Here is a 14,471-nt window from a genome sequence, read left to right as displayed (position 1 = left end):
TACATGAAAAAGGAGAAAAATATGCGATATCATCATTGTCCCAAATGTGGGGGAGCGCTTGCATTAAATGAAAAAAAGGAAACAAGCAAGCCGTATTGTACGGTCTGCGGCTATATCTTCTACCAAAATCCCGCTGTAGGAGTTGCCGCTATTATCATGAGGGATGGCAAGATCCTTCTGGGACAACGCCAGGGCAGCTATGAAGGTCAGTGGTGCATTCCCTGTGGCTATGTAGAGTGGGATGAGGATGTGCATGATGCGTTGCGGCGCGAATTCTACGAAGAAACAGGACTTACCATTGCTGTGCAGCGTGTCTATGCGGTGCATTCCAATTTTCATAATCCGCATCAGCACACGGTAGGAATATGGTTTCTTGCAGAAGAGGAGGGCGGTATACTTGCGGCGGCGGATGATTTGATGGATGTGGCATTTTTTTCATATGATACGTTGCCTGTACTCGCATTTCCTACGGATATAAAGGTACTTGAACAGCTAAAGACGGAGGGAATGCTTGCATGATTGCTCAAAAGCGAGCGCAGGTGGTAAGAGCAAGGTAGCAAATCGTTTGCTGTGTATACCTGTGTATAGGAGGCAAAGAGATGGAAGTTGACCTGAATATAAACTGGGGGCGGAATCTCGTCTTTTTGTTTCGCTTGCTGCTTGCTGTAGTACTAGGCGGATTGCTTGGATGGGAACGCGAGCGAAAAAATAAATTCGCGGGATTAAAGACGCATATTCTTGTTGCCGTGTCCGGGTGTCTGCTCATGTGGCTATCATTGTATGGTTTTGATGAATTTATTGACCGTGACAATGTGCGATTTGATCCTGCTCGGTTAGCGGCGCAAGTAGGCGGCGGAATCGGCGGTTTTCTGGCGGCGGGCATCGTATTCCGCAGCGATAAGTTTACCATTAGCGGGTATTCTACAGCGGCTATGCTGCTGCTTGCGATGATTATCGGCTTTGCGATTGGTGGAGGTCAATATTTTGTCTCCATCGTCACCGTTATTGTCGTTGTTCTATGTATGGTTGGACTGCCGCCTTTAAAAAAACATATGAATAAGTCATTATACCAGCTCTCCTATGTTGCATTGCCTGAGCAACAGATGCTGACTCGTGTTACCGCACTTTTGGAAGAGACGGGTATTACAATTAAAGATATTTCTATGGATGAAACCGAACAAGGGGTTACGACATTTGTTCTCGTTTCGTTTCCGCCGGGCTACAATCATCAAGATATTGTCGAGAAGCTGCTATCAATGAAAGGAGTTGTTTCTGCAAAAGTCCAATAGCGGCCATTCTTCTGTAAAAATCGTGCTATACTTTACAAAAAGAGGCCATGTTTTATAAGGAGAAAGGAAGAACGAGACATATGCAGCATTTACTTAATACAAGGGTACGCGACATTCAAATTTCCGGCATCCGCAGATTCTTTAATCTCGTCCAGCAGTATGATGACGCGATTTCACTAACGATTGGACAGCCGGACTTTGCTACGCCGGAGCATATTAAAGAGGCGGGCAAACGAGCGATTGAACAGAATCACACAACATATACTCCAAATGCTGGTTTGCCGCAGTTGCGGGAGGCTGTTAGTACATTTATGGAGAAGAAGTACGGCCTGCGCTACGATGCAGCCGCAGAGATTATCGTAACGAATGGGGCGAGCGAAGCGATCGATATTGCGCTTCGCACCATTCTAGAAGAAGGAAGTGAAGTGATTCTGCCGGGACCTGTCTATCCGGGGTATGAGCCGATTATTCGGCTGTGTGGTGCGGTACCTGTATATGTAGACACCCGACATACCGGATTTAAGATGACAGCCGCTCTGATCGAAGAAAAAATCACCGCAAAGACCCGCTGTGTCATCCTTCCGTATCCATCCAATCCAACCGGATGTACGCTTGGTCAGAATGAAGTGAAAGAGATTGCATCGCTGCTTGCGGACAAAGAAATTTTTGTTATTTCCGATGAGATTTACAGCGAACTTATTTATGAAGGGGAACACCGCTCTATTGCGGCACTGCCTTTTATGCGGGATAAGACCATCGTGATTAACGGATTATCAAAATCACATTCTATGACCGGATGGCGGATTGGTTTTACGTTTGCTCCTGCATACATAACGGAACAGATGGTGAAGGTTCATCAGTATAATGCTACGTGTGCAAGCTCGATTAGCCAATATGCGGCACTTGAAGCGGTAACGGAAGGGATAGACGATGCGGAAGCGATGAAAGGAGAGTATGATCGGCGCCGTACATACGTATATGAGCGCCTTACTGCCATGGGGCTTGATGTTATTAAGCCGGATGGTGCCTTCTATATCCTTCCCTCCATCTCACAATTTGGCCTCTCTTCTTTTGCTTTTGCTTCGCGTCTGCTTGAGGAGCAGCGTGTGGCGGTGGTGCCGGGTGATGCATTCTCCTCGTATGGTGAAGGATATATTCGTATCTCTTACGCGTATGCGATGGACATTCTAGAAGAAGGTTTGACCCGCTTGGAAGCTTTTCTTGTGACGCTGAAGTAAGAAAAGACGGAAGGGGAAGAGAAATGAAACGGTATGCGGGACGACTGTTGATTGCAGGGGTGCTGTGCCTGAGTGTGGTCGGAGGTGCTGCTGGCTGCTCGCCGGACAAAGAGGGAGCTCCCGCTTCACCTCCACAAAAGGAAGCGGAACATTCCCAGCCTGCCGAACGCCCACTTGTACAAAAGGCCGTACCACTTGCGGCAGCGGATATTCCTTATCGTCCGGAGGTGTTTATCGAAGGGCTCCAAGTGCCGTGGGCGCTGGCGCTTGCACCGGATGGAAGGATGTTTTTTACGGAACGTCCGGGAACGCTGCGCGTGATACGAGAGGGAGTGCTGCTTACAGAGCCGGTGCTATCCCTTCCGCCGCCGTTTGTAGAGCAGGGGGAAGGCGGATTGCTAGGACTTGCTCTTGATCCGAAGTTTGCAGAGAATCATTATCTGTATGTGTACCATTCATATGAACAAAATGGTCAGATTAAGAACCGAGTGCTTCGGCTTGTAGAGAGAAACAACCGTGCCAAGATTGATAAAGTCCTGCTTGACCATATTCCAGGAAATGGGAATCACAATGGGGGGCGGCTCCGCTTCGGACCTGATGGTATGCTCTATATTACAACAGGTGATGCGCTTGATCGGGAGCGGTCGCAGCAACGAGAAGATCTGGCAGGAAAGATCCTTCGTATTCGCTCGGACGGGACTATTCCACAGGACAATCCTGACCCGGCATCTCCCGTCTATAGCTATGGTCATCGAAATCCCCAGGGCTTAGCATGGCATCCGCAAACGGGACAGATGTACAGTGTAGAACATGGTCAATCTGCACATGATGAATTAAATATAATCAAAGCAGGGGCGAATTACGGGTGGCCGGTCATTGAAGGCGATGAGCGTCAGGAAGGAATGGAGCCGCCGCTTATGCATAGCGGAGAAGATACGTGGGCGCCATCTGGCTTAAGCTTTATCAGTCAAGGCCCCTGGAAGAATCAACTGCTTGCGGCCAATCTGCGCGGTCAACAAGTATGGAAGGCGGATATGGGAGAGGAGAAGCAGCCTACAATTGTTTCTTTGCATGCGCTTTTTCCGGACCGATATGGTCGTATTCGTGACATTGTCGAAGGGGCTGACGGTTCGCTCTATATACTGACGAATAATCGGGATGGCCGAGGGCAGGAGCGCCCGGGAGACGATAAGATCATTCGCTTGAAGCCACAATAAGAAAATTGCCAGGATATAAAAGGCGTGTAGAAAAACCATCGGTTTCTCTACACGCGGAAGATGAGTTATTTCACATGAACTTCTTGTTCTTTCGGTACACCGATGCCGGTAAAACCGAGCACCAGGGTCAGCAATGGAGAGAGCAGGCAGAAGAAGGCGAACGGAAGATATTCCATCGTAGAGACCCCAAGTACTCCGGTAAGGAATACACCGCATACGCTCCACGGTACAAGCGGATTGACGACTGTGCCGGCATCTTCGAGCACACGTGATAGATTCTTGCGCGCCAGTCCAAGCTTCTCATACTGTTGCACGAAGGCATTTCCAGGCAGAATAATGGATAGATACTGTTCTCCAAGCAGTACATTTATGCCGATGGAGGAGAGAGCGGTGGAAGCGATCAGCCGTCCACGAGTTTCGATGAAACTGTGAATCATCTCCATTAATCTATTGATAATGCCCAGGCGGTATAGCAAGCCGCCCATGCTTAGCGATAAGAAAATGAGCGAAACAGAGAACATCATGCTCTGCATGCCGCCGCGTGTAAGCAGCGAGTCGACCGCCTCTATGCCTGACTTGGAGACGAATCCGTTCTGCAGAATGGCTGCCATCTGTCCTGCTGTCATTCCCGGATACAGCCAGAAAGCAATCACAATTCCCGATAGGATGCCTGCCATTAATGTAGGAATAGCGGGAATACGCCGCAAGGCAAGCACAAGAAGCAGGAGCGGCGGAATCAGTGCAGCCGGATGGATCACGCTATGCGCTTGCAGAGCTTGTCGCAGGCTCTCTACTTGGGCGGCAGACTGGGGCGCCGTCTGCCCGCTGCCAATAAAGAAGAAGATAAGCAAAGAAATGACAAGCGCTGGCACAGTTGTCCATGTCATATGGCGAATATGTGTAAATAGATCAATGCGTGCAATGGTCGGAGCCAGGTTCGTCGTATCAGATAACGGAGACATTTTATCACCGAAAAAAGCACCGGAGATAACAGCACCTGCTACAAGCGCTGGACTGATCCCCATCACACTCCCCATCCCCATAAGTGCTACACCAATCGTAGCTGCTGTCGTAAGCGAGCTGCCGATACAAGTGCCGACAATTGCCGCAATCAGAAGCGCAGCAGGCAAAAAGTAATCAGCCGATAAAATAGTAAAGCCGTACATCATCATTGTTGGGACGGTGCCGCTCACCATCCAGACACCGATGAGCGCTCCGATTAGAAGAAAAATAAAAATAGGAATAAGGCCGGGTCGCACGCCGTCGATGATTCCCTGCTCCATCTCTTTCCATGAAGCTTTCTTCAGGAAGCCGATGAGGATGAGCAGAAGCGTACAGAGTAGAAGCGGAACATGGGGCGGCGCTTCTAGCTTAATAATAAATAAGCCGATAATGCTAAGCAGTATAATCGTTGTAACGAATGCTTCGGCTTTGGTAAAAAAATGATGTGAAGTTTCTTCGCGCACGTTCGATTCCCTCCAAAAAAAATTTATTGCATAACTGCTTGTCCGCTTTTCCGTAATAAAGTAACCCCATTAGAATACAGGATTGATAGTTTGTTTGTAAAGTATTATTTTCAATGAAGGTTTTGTACGATAAAGTATAAGAGAAAGAAGACACCGTTAGGAAAGTATAGTAAGTAAGGATGAGAATATGGAAGAGAATACTTTATGGTGGGATGAGAAAAGCAAGCAACTGCTTTCGGGTGTATGTCGGGCTTGTCCGGAGCCGCATTTTCAGCGGCGTTCACCGGAGCTGCTCCATATTGGCTGCTGTGCATATGAGCCTGTATTTACCTTATTTGAGATCTATAAGATGATTGCGGCAGATGCCACTGATTTTTTCCTGAAACAAATATACGAAAACCCAATGAATGTGGTACACGCGTATGAGATCGTCGCAGGTGCTACAATCCATCCGCTGTTCTATAAGCAAGCAGAAGGGGAGAGTAAATCTCCTGCGCAGCGGTATGACCAATTAAGACAGTCTCCGCGCACAATGTATAGAGCGGTGGATGAGCGTCTGGCATATGCGGTTTGTCAGTTTTTTGTCGATGGAAAAGGATGCGGACTTGCACCGCAATATAAAACAAGCATTTGTCGTTCGTTTATTTGCAGTGCAATTGAAGAGCGTCTTTCTACAGAAGAACGCAAAAAGCTATCCGATTGGCAGCGAACGATTCGTGATGAAGCGGAGCCCTTTCATCGTGAACATAGAAACATCCTGATACAAAAAGGCTGGACGCTTACAGAGAATATAGAAGACATCATTGGATATTTTCAACGGTATGCACATGCAACCTGAATAAAGCGGGGCCTTCCCATTTTTTATGGGTCAGCCTCGCTTTTATTTTATGATGCTTATTTAATGATACGGCGTGCCGTTACATAGTTATCTTGATGCCAAGAGCTATTCAAATTGCTGATTGTGACATCAGATTTTGTATTGGCCATATGAAGAACTTTACCGTCTCCGATGTACATGCTTACATGTGTAATATCCCATTTGTCTGCCTTTGTGCTATAGAAGATAAGATCCCCTTTTTTGATTTGGCTTTTTGGAACATAGCTTCCAAGGTTTACTTGGCGATCATCATCACGCGTGTGAATATCAATGCTGTTCTTTTGGAAGATATAGTACATAAATTGTGAGCAATCCATATATTTTCCCGGAACATAGTTATGGCTGTATTGTGCCACACCTTCTAGGCTTTTTCCGGTGCTGATAATATTGTCGATGACACGATCAGCAGTTGCTACGCTGATGGTTTGTCCAAACTGCGCGCTCGCAGTGGCTGCTTCAGCTTGTCCCGGTTCAAAAGCCAATCCGCCCAATAACATGCTTGCTGCAAGCACTCCGGTTGTAAACGCTTTATTTCTTTTTTTCATCTCGTTTCTCCCTCTCTTCTAGCCGACGAGGTTAGCTGACGGGTTCGGTTGAAAGGTTCCCCGACCACGCGTTGTGCGTGATTTCACCCCTAGAATGCCTGGTTCCCCCGTTCCGGTTTCGTATGAAGTCCGGATTTGGCCTGTTTTTTGGTGCTGTCTATACGGTAACGTAAATATAGAGACCAAACATTATGTGATAAATGGAAAGCCATCCGCATTATGTATATCAGTGACAAAAGATATAAAGCCTTTGTTCTCTTAAGCAGAGAACAAAGGCTATTTATGCAGGAGTATCTTATCATTTTTTTATCGCATTCAAACGAGAGGCGGCAACACGTATAGGCATTTCGATTGCGCTGAGATATACCTTCTCTTGACCAGAGAGTCGGAATAGTTCCCGGTTTGGCTTGGTATTCACCTCAATAATCCAAATACGGCCTTTTGTATCAATCCCAATATCAATACCAAATTCTATGAAGTGACCGAACTTTGATTCGATATACCGGGGCAGCAAAAGACTAACATTCTTGATCTCTTTCATAATTTCTTCCGTATTATGGGCAGAAAAGTGACAGGCCAGTAATTCTTCAAGCGGAATCGCATGTCCTCCGCTTTGCAGATTGGATGTGACAAAGGCCTCTGGTGATTTCTTGCCAACCATTCCTGTCACATTCCACTTCTCTTCTTCATCCTTTTGTACGAGAATCCGGCTGTCGCAAATACTTCCAGGGAGGAGGGTAAGATCAAGTCCCTGCTGAATGATGAATGTACGCCCTTGTTTTTGGCACCATAAAGTTAGGAAGCGTTCCGCTGCGGATAGACTCCCGATCTTATTGCGGATAATGCATCCGCTGCGGTCTCGACCGATCATCTCAAATGTGTTTCCGGTACGGCGAATACGCATAATTCCTTTTCCGCCGGAGCCGTTGACAGGTTTCATGTAGAGAGTGGGATGTTTGCGAGTCATTCGTTGCAACGCACCTGATTGCATAAGAGCTGTATCGGGCAGATAGGGTACAAGCTCTGGATTTCGATGGAAGAAACGGTGCGCATTCCATTTATGTGCAAACCGATTGTTTAAGTAAGTAAGACGGCTTGCGCTGCGGTACGCGGCATATTTTTTAAATATATCCGGTGTCATATTGCTAAAGCGATCGTATACGATATCGGGTAAGCGTGTTTTTGTTCTTCTCCATATTTTTTCTTTTATGTTATAGGAAAAACCTCTGACGATACCGAGTGATTCATCTATATCTATCGGAGAGTAGGCAACAAGCTGACAGTGATAGGCTGCGGCAACGATGGCCAGGCGGGTAAGATAATTTTTCCCGGCAATAAAGTCCTTGTTGCGGTGTGTAAGTACACCGATAAGCGGTTGATCTATAGTCATATGCTCCCCACATCTTCTCTGCTCCAATCTCCCGCTGCAAGCCAGAGTGTCGGTTTATCGGTAACGCCGCGAAAACAGGCGAAGGCCACCATGCCAACGGCAAAACAAGTCTTCAGGCTGGGTTCATTGTCGGCCGCTACACGTACATATAGTTTGCCCATTCTCTTGATCCCTTCTGCCGTTAACAAGCTGCCGACTCCATTACGTCGTGCATCTTTGTGAACAATGAGAAAGGATTCTGTTATACCGTACTCGCAGACGGCGAGAAGTCCGAGCAGTTTTTTATTTTGAATAGCAGCAAGGATAATATTTCCTTGCTGCATAAACATATCTTCAGGTACTTCGCGCAGCCAACGGATTGCCTGCCCTGTAATGCGGCGGCTGCCATGATGATGAGCAAAACGAATGAATTTGTCGCGCGTACGTCCAAAGATAGTTGGAGAAAGTTCATGGACGTGCATACCGCTTCTCTCCGAGCTCGCTAAAATTTGCTTGGTGCTGAGCGTATTCTACAATGCGTTGAAGGGACAGCCTGCGGATATGAGGCTCGTCGAATTTGCCTGGTTTGGCATTGGCCTCGATAAACCAGATCTTAGCATGTTTATCGATTCCGATATCCATCGATACCTCTCCAAGCGTAGGCCATTCTTTTTCTAGGGATCGGGCAATGCTGAGAGCCATGTGACGTACGGATGCAAGCATAAACTCATGTGAGATATGGGGAAATGCGGTCATTAGGATGTCTTCCGGTGCTTGAACGGAGCCGCCCCATGGTACATGTGTTGTGATTTTACCGGAACCGGCTAGCCGGATTCCTATTCCGGTTACGTCCCATACGCCATGCCCGTTTTTTTGTGCCAGAAGGCGAATATCAAAAAGCTTGTTCTCAAAGGTCGCCAGATCGATTCCCTGCTGTACGATGTAGGGCTGTGTGAGACGGGGAGAGATATATTTCCAGATATCTTCTTTTGAAGAAAATGACTTGCTTATCGTCTTTTGCTGCTGTTGATATTTTAAAAGAAATCCGCCCTCGGCTCTTTTTTGAATGCGATAAATGCCTTGGCCTGCCATGCCTTGAACCGGCTTAACATATACGAATGGATAGGCTGCCAACATCTCGTAGAGCGCGTTTTTTGCTGTGAGCGTTATGGTCTGTGGAAGATACGGCGCTACGTCGGCGTCTTTTTGCAGTGTGGCATACAGCTTTTGTTTGTTGAAGAATTGTGGATTGTATAATCGTATGTCACGTAGCTCGCTTAGCTGCTCAAGAGCCGCCTTCACATGCTCCTTTTCCTCGTAGGCTCGATTGGGAATGCGATTGTATAGAACATGCGGCAGAGGGAGATGTTCCTTAATCCATCTCTTTTCTTTTTTGTGGAAGAGATAGCCCTGTACGGTACGTGATTGCCAGTTGATATTCTCAATGGGTACAACATAGACAAATGCGCCCCATTTCCGGCCCGCTTCAATAATATCAATGAAATTGCTCTGTACTCCCCGGAAGAGTCCACCGCCTGCTACGGTAAGGATACCGATGAAAGGACCGATCGATAAGCGGTTCTTTTGCCTGCGAATGCGTACTTTCGCTCTAATAACATTAGGCTCAGGCCGCTTATGTGTGACAAGCAGCGTTTTCTTCCAGGTTCCGAATTGCAGGGCTAATTTCTTTCGGGTTCGCAGCGCACGTGGTGTGTTTTTTCCAGAGAGATGGAGCCGCCATGTATGCTGCAATGGATGGATCGACACCCATCCGGTCGCAAGTTTGCTCATATTGTCACCGACCCTTGCCGTCCATCTCCTATATGTTTTGCCAGATAGTGTGCATAGCGAAGAGGATTGAGCCGTACATCACGATAATATTTGCCGCCTTCAATTCGACGGAATGATGCGCGCCCTGGCTTGGAATTCACCTCAATGAGCCACACCTTTCCCTCACGATCAATTCCAATGTCAATTCCAAGTTCAACGAGGCGTCCGTGTCTGTGTTCAAGAAAAGCTGGAAGCTCCTTAATGATCGTATCCATGTCTTGGTAGATAACGACAAGCTGTTCCTCACTAAAATGCTGGCGCAGGAACGCATCGCATTCATGTGCTTTTCCGCCTCCGCATAGGTTGGATGTAAGTCCTTCAGGCACGCCCGCCCGAATGGCCCGACCGGTTTCCTTCCATTCGCCTTTTCCGTTTTTTTGTACGAGCACCCGTATATCAAAAGGAACACCTTCAGGAGTATGAAGTGTAAGATAAGGCTGGGCAATCATTTTTGCGGTAAATTGATTGCGAAGCCATAAGAGAAGGGCATTGCGGTTAGGGAAAACCCGGTGAAAGATTTTGTTTTTGAAATCCCGTCCTTCTACACGATGCAGTCGATCGTTGGAGGTAATCTTCATGACTCCGATTCCAAGTGAATTGCGCATCGGCTTTACAATTACGGAGTCATATTGATCGAGCAGGGTCTTTACAACCTGCATGGATGTAATCAGTTCTGTAGGCGGCATATGGGCGGCAATCTCGGGGTGTTGAATCAAATGATTATGGTTTTTGAGCTTATCGCCCAACACATGTCCGAGAAATGTAATGGAAGGTTCTTCTTTTAGGCCTTTTATTTGTTTGGCGTATTTTGCGCGATTGGATAGCCGATCATATACCATTGCCGGAAATGGCATGCGAACTCGTACCCATGTTTTTTCGGGGGTATACCGATATGCGACGACGGTTTTGGTCGCAAAATTAATATGTGTAGGTAAAATAACATAGACGGGCAGCCCGATACGTCTCCCCGCTTGAGTCATAAACGCATAAAAAGATTTTTCCGGAAAGGGTTTATATTTCGCGCTCGGAGTGGCCAAGATGGCTAAATAGCCCGATCCCCTTTTTTTCATGGTGATGACCTCCTTCTTGTACGACGCTTGATTTTCGGAGTTTTTTGCACGGCGGCAGCTTGATAGCCGCTGCGCCAAAAACAGTAGTCAACCAGTCGAATGACAGAAGGACGCGGCCCTTTGCTGGCATTCGCCAATGCATTGTTTGTTTTAGAGGGCTTGGAGTTAATCTCAAGGAGCCATACTTTTCCGTTTTTGTCGATGCCAAGGTCAATCCCAAGTTCAGCATAATGGCCTTCTATCGATTGTTCAAAGAGACGGGCAATCAGAAGCGCATGCTCTCGGACGGAAGCGGCGATTGTCTTGCAGGCAATCGGCGGAAACCCTACTGCCGTTAGTGTCCGTTGTAGAGACAGCATGGTGCCGCCGCGCGCTACATTAGAAACAATGCTGCTGCTGGTCGGTGCGCTGCGCCCTACGATAGAAGTGATGCTCCATTCCCCCTGTTTGTTTTTTTGCACAAGTGCCCGAAAATCGACAATTCCCCCGCGAAGCTTGACAAGATGCAGACCCTGCTGCATTAAATAAGGCTGTTTTCCGATGCGGGAGCGCAGCATCTGATGCATTGGACCGAACGTAGCATAGCGGCGCGTAACCGTACCGTTCAATGAATCATATTGACAGACATAGCCGTCTTTCGTGCGTACAATGCGGATGATGCCGCGACCGAGGCTTCCGCTAGACGGCTTCAAATACAGATAAGGATAATGCTGTAAGATGTCAGTCAAGGATGCAGCACCCTTATAAAGTTCGGTATAAGGAGAAAAGGATGCTGCCTCCGGAAGAAGAGACAACCGCTGGTAAATCTGCCATTTGTCGAGGAATTGCTCATTGAAGAACAGCGCGCCTTTTTCTTTTAGTATTGAAATCCTCTCCTGTGTGTCGGCTTTTTCTTCAATTCGGCGTGATCCAATTCGATTATAGATGCATTTGGGAAGGGGGAAATATCGTCTGATCCACTGCTGGTTGCGGTAAGTCCAGCCCTCCACGGTGTCATTTTCCTGGGACACTTGTTCAAGCGTGAAGATAAAGCCGAGCCCGCCCCGTTTTCGGCAAGCTTCCGTCAGCTCTCTGCAGAAATTGGTAATGCTGCCGAACGGTCCTTCTTCTGTAGGAGACATTCGATAAATGAGAGCGCCGACTAGTGGGCCGACTAACAATGTTCGGGTCTCGGGGTGAAAATGAAAACCGTACGTCAGATCATCATCGAGCAGATGAAGCCTGCGTGCCAGGGAATCCCGGATACGTATCGCTGAACTGGTAGCAGCGACCTCGAAGTCTACCACAGCTTTCTGCAGGCCATAGACGAGTTCAAGTGAGCGTGTGCCGGAAATCCCGTAAGCTTTGGCAAAGGAAGCTGGGAGCTGTAAATCGATTCCGGAAGAAAAAGCTGTATCGGCTGTGCGTTGAATCCGCGTATAATGTTGTGTCATCGCTCGCCCCCTCCTTCCTGTATGCGTGTATCATCCCTTTATCTTATGAGTAAATGTTTGAGAGCGTGAGTCTTCCCGTTATCTATTTGTTTACGTCTTAGTAGGCTGATACAATAGAAGAGGATGAAGCAATGAAGCAATGAATGGAGGATGAAGTATGAAAATTACGTATCATGGACATTCTTGTGTGCAAGTTTCAAACCAAGGTACATCGCTGATTATTGATCCGTTTCTAACGGGAAACAGCTTAGCAAAAGCAAAGCCGGAAGATATTAAGGTTCAATACGTTCTCTTAACGCACGGTCATGGAGATCACATTGGCGATGCGCTTGCCATTGCCAAGCAAAATGATGCGACCATAATCGCCACGCATGAGTTGGCGACATATATGGGATGGCAGGGAGTTAAGGCGCATGCGATGAATTTAGGCGGAGCGTATACATTTGATTTTGGAAAAGTGAAAATGACCCAGGCATTTCACAGCTCAAGTATCGTACTTGATGAGGAGCAGAAGATTGTATATGCGGGGATGCCGGGTGGCTTCCTTGTGACAATAGAGGACAAGACACTTTATCATCTCGGAGATACCGGCCTATTTAGCGATCTAAAAATGATCGGAGAGCGCAACCGCATCGATGTAGCGTTTGTGCCGATTGGCGATAACTATACGATGGGACCGGAGGATGCGCTGCAGGCGTCTGAATGGGTTGGCGCGAAGCTTACGGTACCTGTGCATTATAATACATTCCCTGCTATTGAACAGGATGCAAGCGCATTCGTGCAGGAATTAGAAAGAAAGGGCCTTGCAGGTCGGGTGATGAATGTGGGTGATGAGTTTGAAATATAATAGTTTAGTAATAGTTTTGTAATACCTGTGTAATATTGATAGAGTATCTTAAAGATGTGATGAAAAACCCCCTTTTTATATACCTCTTGTGTTGGAGCAGCCGATCAGGCTGCTCTCTTTTTTTGCGGTTGCATCTTCGAATCCCAGCGCGTAAGATTAATATCAGTGTGAAAAATCTTGAAATAAACAGGTGATCGATAACATGCGCTTACGTAAAAAACCGGGTGTGCGGGAGGCTATGGAGACATATCCAAAGCTTATTCCGTTAGACGGTGAGGAATACAGAGGAAAATGGCACACATTCTTTGGAAATAACAATCCGATTCATGTTGAGCTTGGTACAGGAAAGGGCAACTTTATCACGACGCTTGCCGAGCAAAATCCAGACATCAACTATTTCGGTGTTGAGCTGTATGAGGAAGTATTGATTAAAGCGGTGCATAAAGCAGAAGCAAAAGGGCTTAGTAATATCGCATTTCTTTGGATAAACATTCAGGATATCGAGAAGTACTTTGCACCGGAAGAAGTGGACAAGTTCTATCTTAATTTCAGTGATCCATGGCCGAAGAAGCGGCATTTTAAGCGCCGGTTGACGTACCGTGAATTCTTAGAGAAATACCGGAAACTGCTAAAGCCGAGTGGTGTGATTCAGCTAAAAACCGATAACGAAGGTTTATTTGAATTTAGTCTAAATGAATTTGCACATGAGTTGTTTTTGCTTAAGGAGATTACATTTGATCTTCATAACAGCGATGCTGTCGAAGGAAATGTCATGACCGAATATGAAGCGAAGTTTGTGGATCGGGGTATGAAGATTTTCCGCTGCGTTGCTGCCCATCCGGCACAGATGCGCGCTCGATTTGAGGAGTAAGATAGTAGTGAGTCTGAGCGTGTCCCCTCTTGCATATACTGTACAAGCTTATTTATTTCAGTATGACGAGGTGAATGCATATGAGGCGTCCGTTCCGTAACATTAGTTATCTTATTTTTGCTTTTTTGCTTGTTCTCTATGGGTTGCCGCGTCTTCCTATTCTTTCTGCTCACACCGATGCGTTCGTATTTAGCGCGGTTTGGCTTGCTTTTGCTCTGCTGATTATCGGTGCTCTTCTGTACCAGATTATCGGTGCAAGAGAGGAAGGGGACACGGCGCCGCCTCAGATTGAGGAACGCGAGAGACAAAGGGAGAGAACACGAGCAGATTTTGAATAAGTACAGGATAAGCCGCCGAGTTATGGTGGCTTATTTTCTGTTTGTGATTGTTATAATAACAAAGTATAATGAAACTAATAC

General features: G+C 46.9%; 15 protein-coding genes and 1 riboswitch. Of the genes, 8 read left to right on the top strand and 7 right to left on the bottom strand.

Features of this window, described 5'->3' with window-relative positions; all coding sequences use genetic code 11:
- Positions 1–21 precede the first annotated feature (21 nt).
- From AB3351_RS12085 to AB3351_RS12070, 4 genes are all read left to right on the top strand, one after another.
- A complete protein-coding gene (locus AB3351_RS12085; protein WP_371147403.1) occupies positions 22–519 on the top strand; it encodes an NUDIX domain-containing protein in 498 nt (165 codons plus the stop codon).
- Positions 520–599: 80 nt separating this feature from the next.
- Entirely contained in the window at positions 600–1,289 is a 690-nt protein-coding gene (locus tag AB3351_RS12080) for an MgtC/SapB family protein (protein ID WP_371147402.1), read from the top strand.
- An 80-nt stretch (positions 1,290–1,369) separates the two neighbouring features.
- A complete protein-coding gene (locus AB3351_RS12075) occupies positions 1,370–2,527 on the top strand; it encodes an aminotransferase A (protein WP_371147401.1) in 1,158 nt (385 codons plus the stop codon).
- 23 nt (positions 2,528–2,550) lie between these two features.
- Complete coding sequence (locus AB3351_RS12070; RefSeq protein WP_371147400.1) at positions 2,551–3,744, top strand: PQQ-dependent sugar dehydrogenase; 1,194 nt, start codon at positions 2,551–2,553, stop codon at positions 3,742–3,744.
- 65 nt (positions 3,745–3,809) lie between these two features.
- On the opposite strand, the gene nhaC is transcribed toward AB3351_RS12070, so the two are convergent.
- On the bottom strand, positions 3,810–5,210 hold the full coding sequence (gene nhaC, locus AB3351_RS12065) for a Na+/H+ antiporter NhaC (protein ID WP_371147399.1): 1,401 nt from the start codon (positions 5,208–5,210) through the stop codon (positions 3,810–3,812).
- A 187-nt stretch (positions 5,211–5,397) separates the two neighbouring features.
- Between nhaC and AB3351_RS12060 the strand changes: the two genes are divergently transcribed.
- Positions 5,398–6,048 carry a hypothetical protein gene (locus AB3351_RS12060; RefSeq protein WP_371147398.1) on the top strand — a complete coding sequence of 217 codons (651 nt, stop codon included), beginning with the start codon at positions 5,398–5,400 and terminating at the stop codon, positions 6,046–6,048.
- Positions 6,049–6,104: 56 nt separating this feature from the next.
- Here AB3351_RS12060 and AB3351_RS12055 read toward each other — a convergent pair whose 3' ends face one another.
- The 6 genes from AB3351_RS12055 to AB3351_RS12030 form a co-directional block, all read right to left on the bottom strand.
- A complete protein-coding gene (locus tag AB3351_RS12055) occupies positions 6,105–6,632 on the bottom strand; it encodes a C40 family peptidase (RefSeq protein ID WP_371147397.1) in 528 nt (175 codons plus the stop codon).
- A 6-nt stretch (positions 6,633–6,638) separates the two neighbouring features.
- A riboswitch (cyclic di-AMP (ydaO/yuaA leader) is annotated at positions 6,639–6,783 on the bottom strand.
- Positions 6,784–6,930: 147 nt separating this feature from the next.
- Positions 6,931–8,022: a YheC/YheD family endospore coat-associated protein gene (locus AB3351_RS12050; protein WP_371147396.1), complete on the bottom strand. Its 1,092-nt coding sequence runs from the start codon at positions 8,020–8,022 to the stop codon at positions 6,931–6,933.
- A complete protein-coding gene (locus AB3351_RS12045; protein ID WP_371147395.1) occupies positions 8,019–8,483 on the bottom strand; it encodes a GNAT family N-acetyltransferase in 465 nt (154 codons plus the stop codon). The genes AB3351_RS12050 and AB3351_RS12045 overlap by 4 nt, the downstream gene beginning before the upstream one ends.
- On the bottom strand, positions 8,470–9,792 hold the full coding sequence (locus AB3351_RS12040) for a YheC/YheD family endospore coat-associated protein (RefSeq protein WP_371147394.1): 1,323 nt from the start codon (positions 9,790–9,792) through the stop codon (positions 8,470–8,472). Before AB3351_RS12040 ends, AB3351_RS12045 begins: the two co-directional genes overlap by 14 nt.
- On the bottom strand, positions 9,789–10,901 hold the full coding sequence (locus AB3351_RS12035; protein ID WP_371147393.1) for a YheC/YheD family endospore coat-associated protein: 1,113 nt from the start codon (positions 10,899–10,901) through the stop codon (positions 9,789–9,791). The genes AB3351_RS12040 and AB3351_RS12035 overlap by 4 nt, the downstream gene beginning before the upstream one ends.
- Positions 10,898–12,334, bottom strand: coding sequence for a YheC/YheD family endospore coat-associated protein (locus AB3351_RS12030; RefSeq protein ID WP_371147392.1), 1,437 nt, complete (start codon positions 12,332–12,334; stop codon positions 10,898–10,900). The genes AB3351_RS12035 and AB3351_RS12030 overlap by 4 nt, the downstream gene beginning before the upstream one ends.
- A 157-nt stretch (positions 12,335–12,491) precedes the next feature.
- On the opposite strand from AB3351_RS12030, the gene AB3351_RS12025 reads away from it, so the two are divergent.
- The 3 genes from AB3351_RS12025 to AB3351_RS12015 all read left to right on the top strand — a co-directional run bounded on the left by AB3351_RS12025 (position 12,492) and on the right by AB3351_RS12015 (position 14,390).
- Positions 12,492–13,181, top strand: coding sequence for a metal-dependent hydrolase (locus tag AB3351_RS12025; RefSeq protein WP_371147391.1), 690 nt, complete (start codon positions 12,492–12,494; stop codon positions 13,179–13,181).
- Positions 13,182–13,383: 202 nt separating this feature from the next.
- Entirely contained in the window at positions 13,384–14,052 is a 669-nt protein-coding gene (trmB, locus tag AB3351_RS12020; RefSeq protein ID WP_371147390.1) for a tRNA (guanosine(46)-N7)-methyltransferase TrmB, read from the top strand.
- A gap of 80 nt (positions 14,053–14,132) precedes the next feature.
- Positions 14,133–14,390 carry a hypothetical protein gene (locus AB3351_RS12015; protein ID WP_371147389.1) on the top strand — a complete coding sequence of 86 codons (258 nt, stop codon included), beginning with the start codon at positions 14,133–14,135 and terminating at the stop codon, positions 14,388–14,390.
- Positions 14,391–14,471 lie beyond the last annotated feature (81 nt).

The sequence above is a fragment of the Aneurinibacillus sp. REN35 genome, assembly GCF_041379945.2.
Taxonomy (GTDB): domain Bacteria; phylum Bacillota; class Bacilli; order Aneurinibacillales; family Aneurinibacillaceae; genus Aneurinibacillus.
Note: the sequence above shows the minus strand (reverse complement) of the source record. Positions and strands in the feature narration are given on the sequence as shown.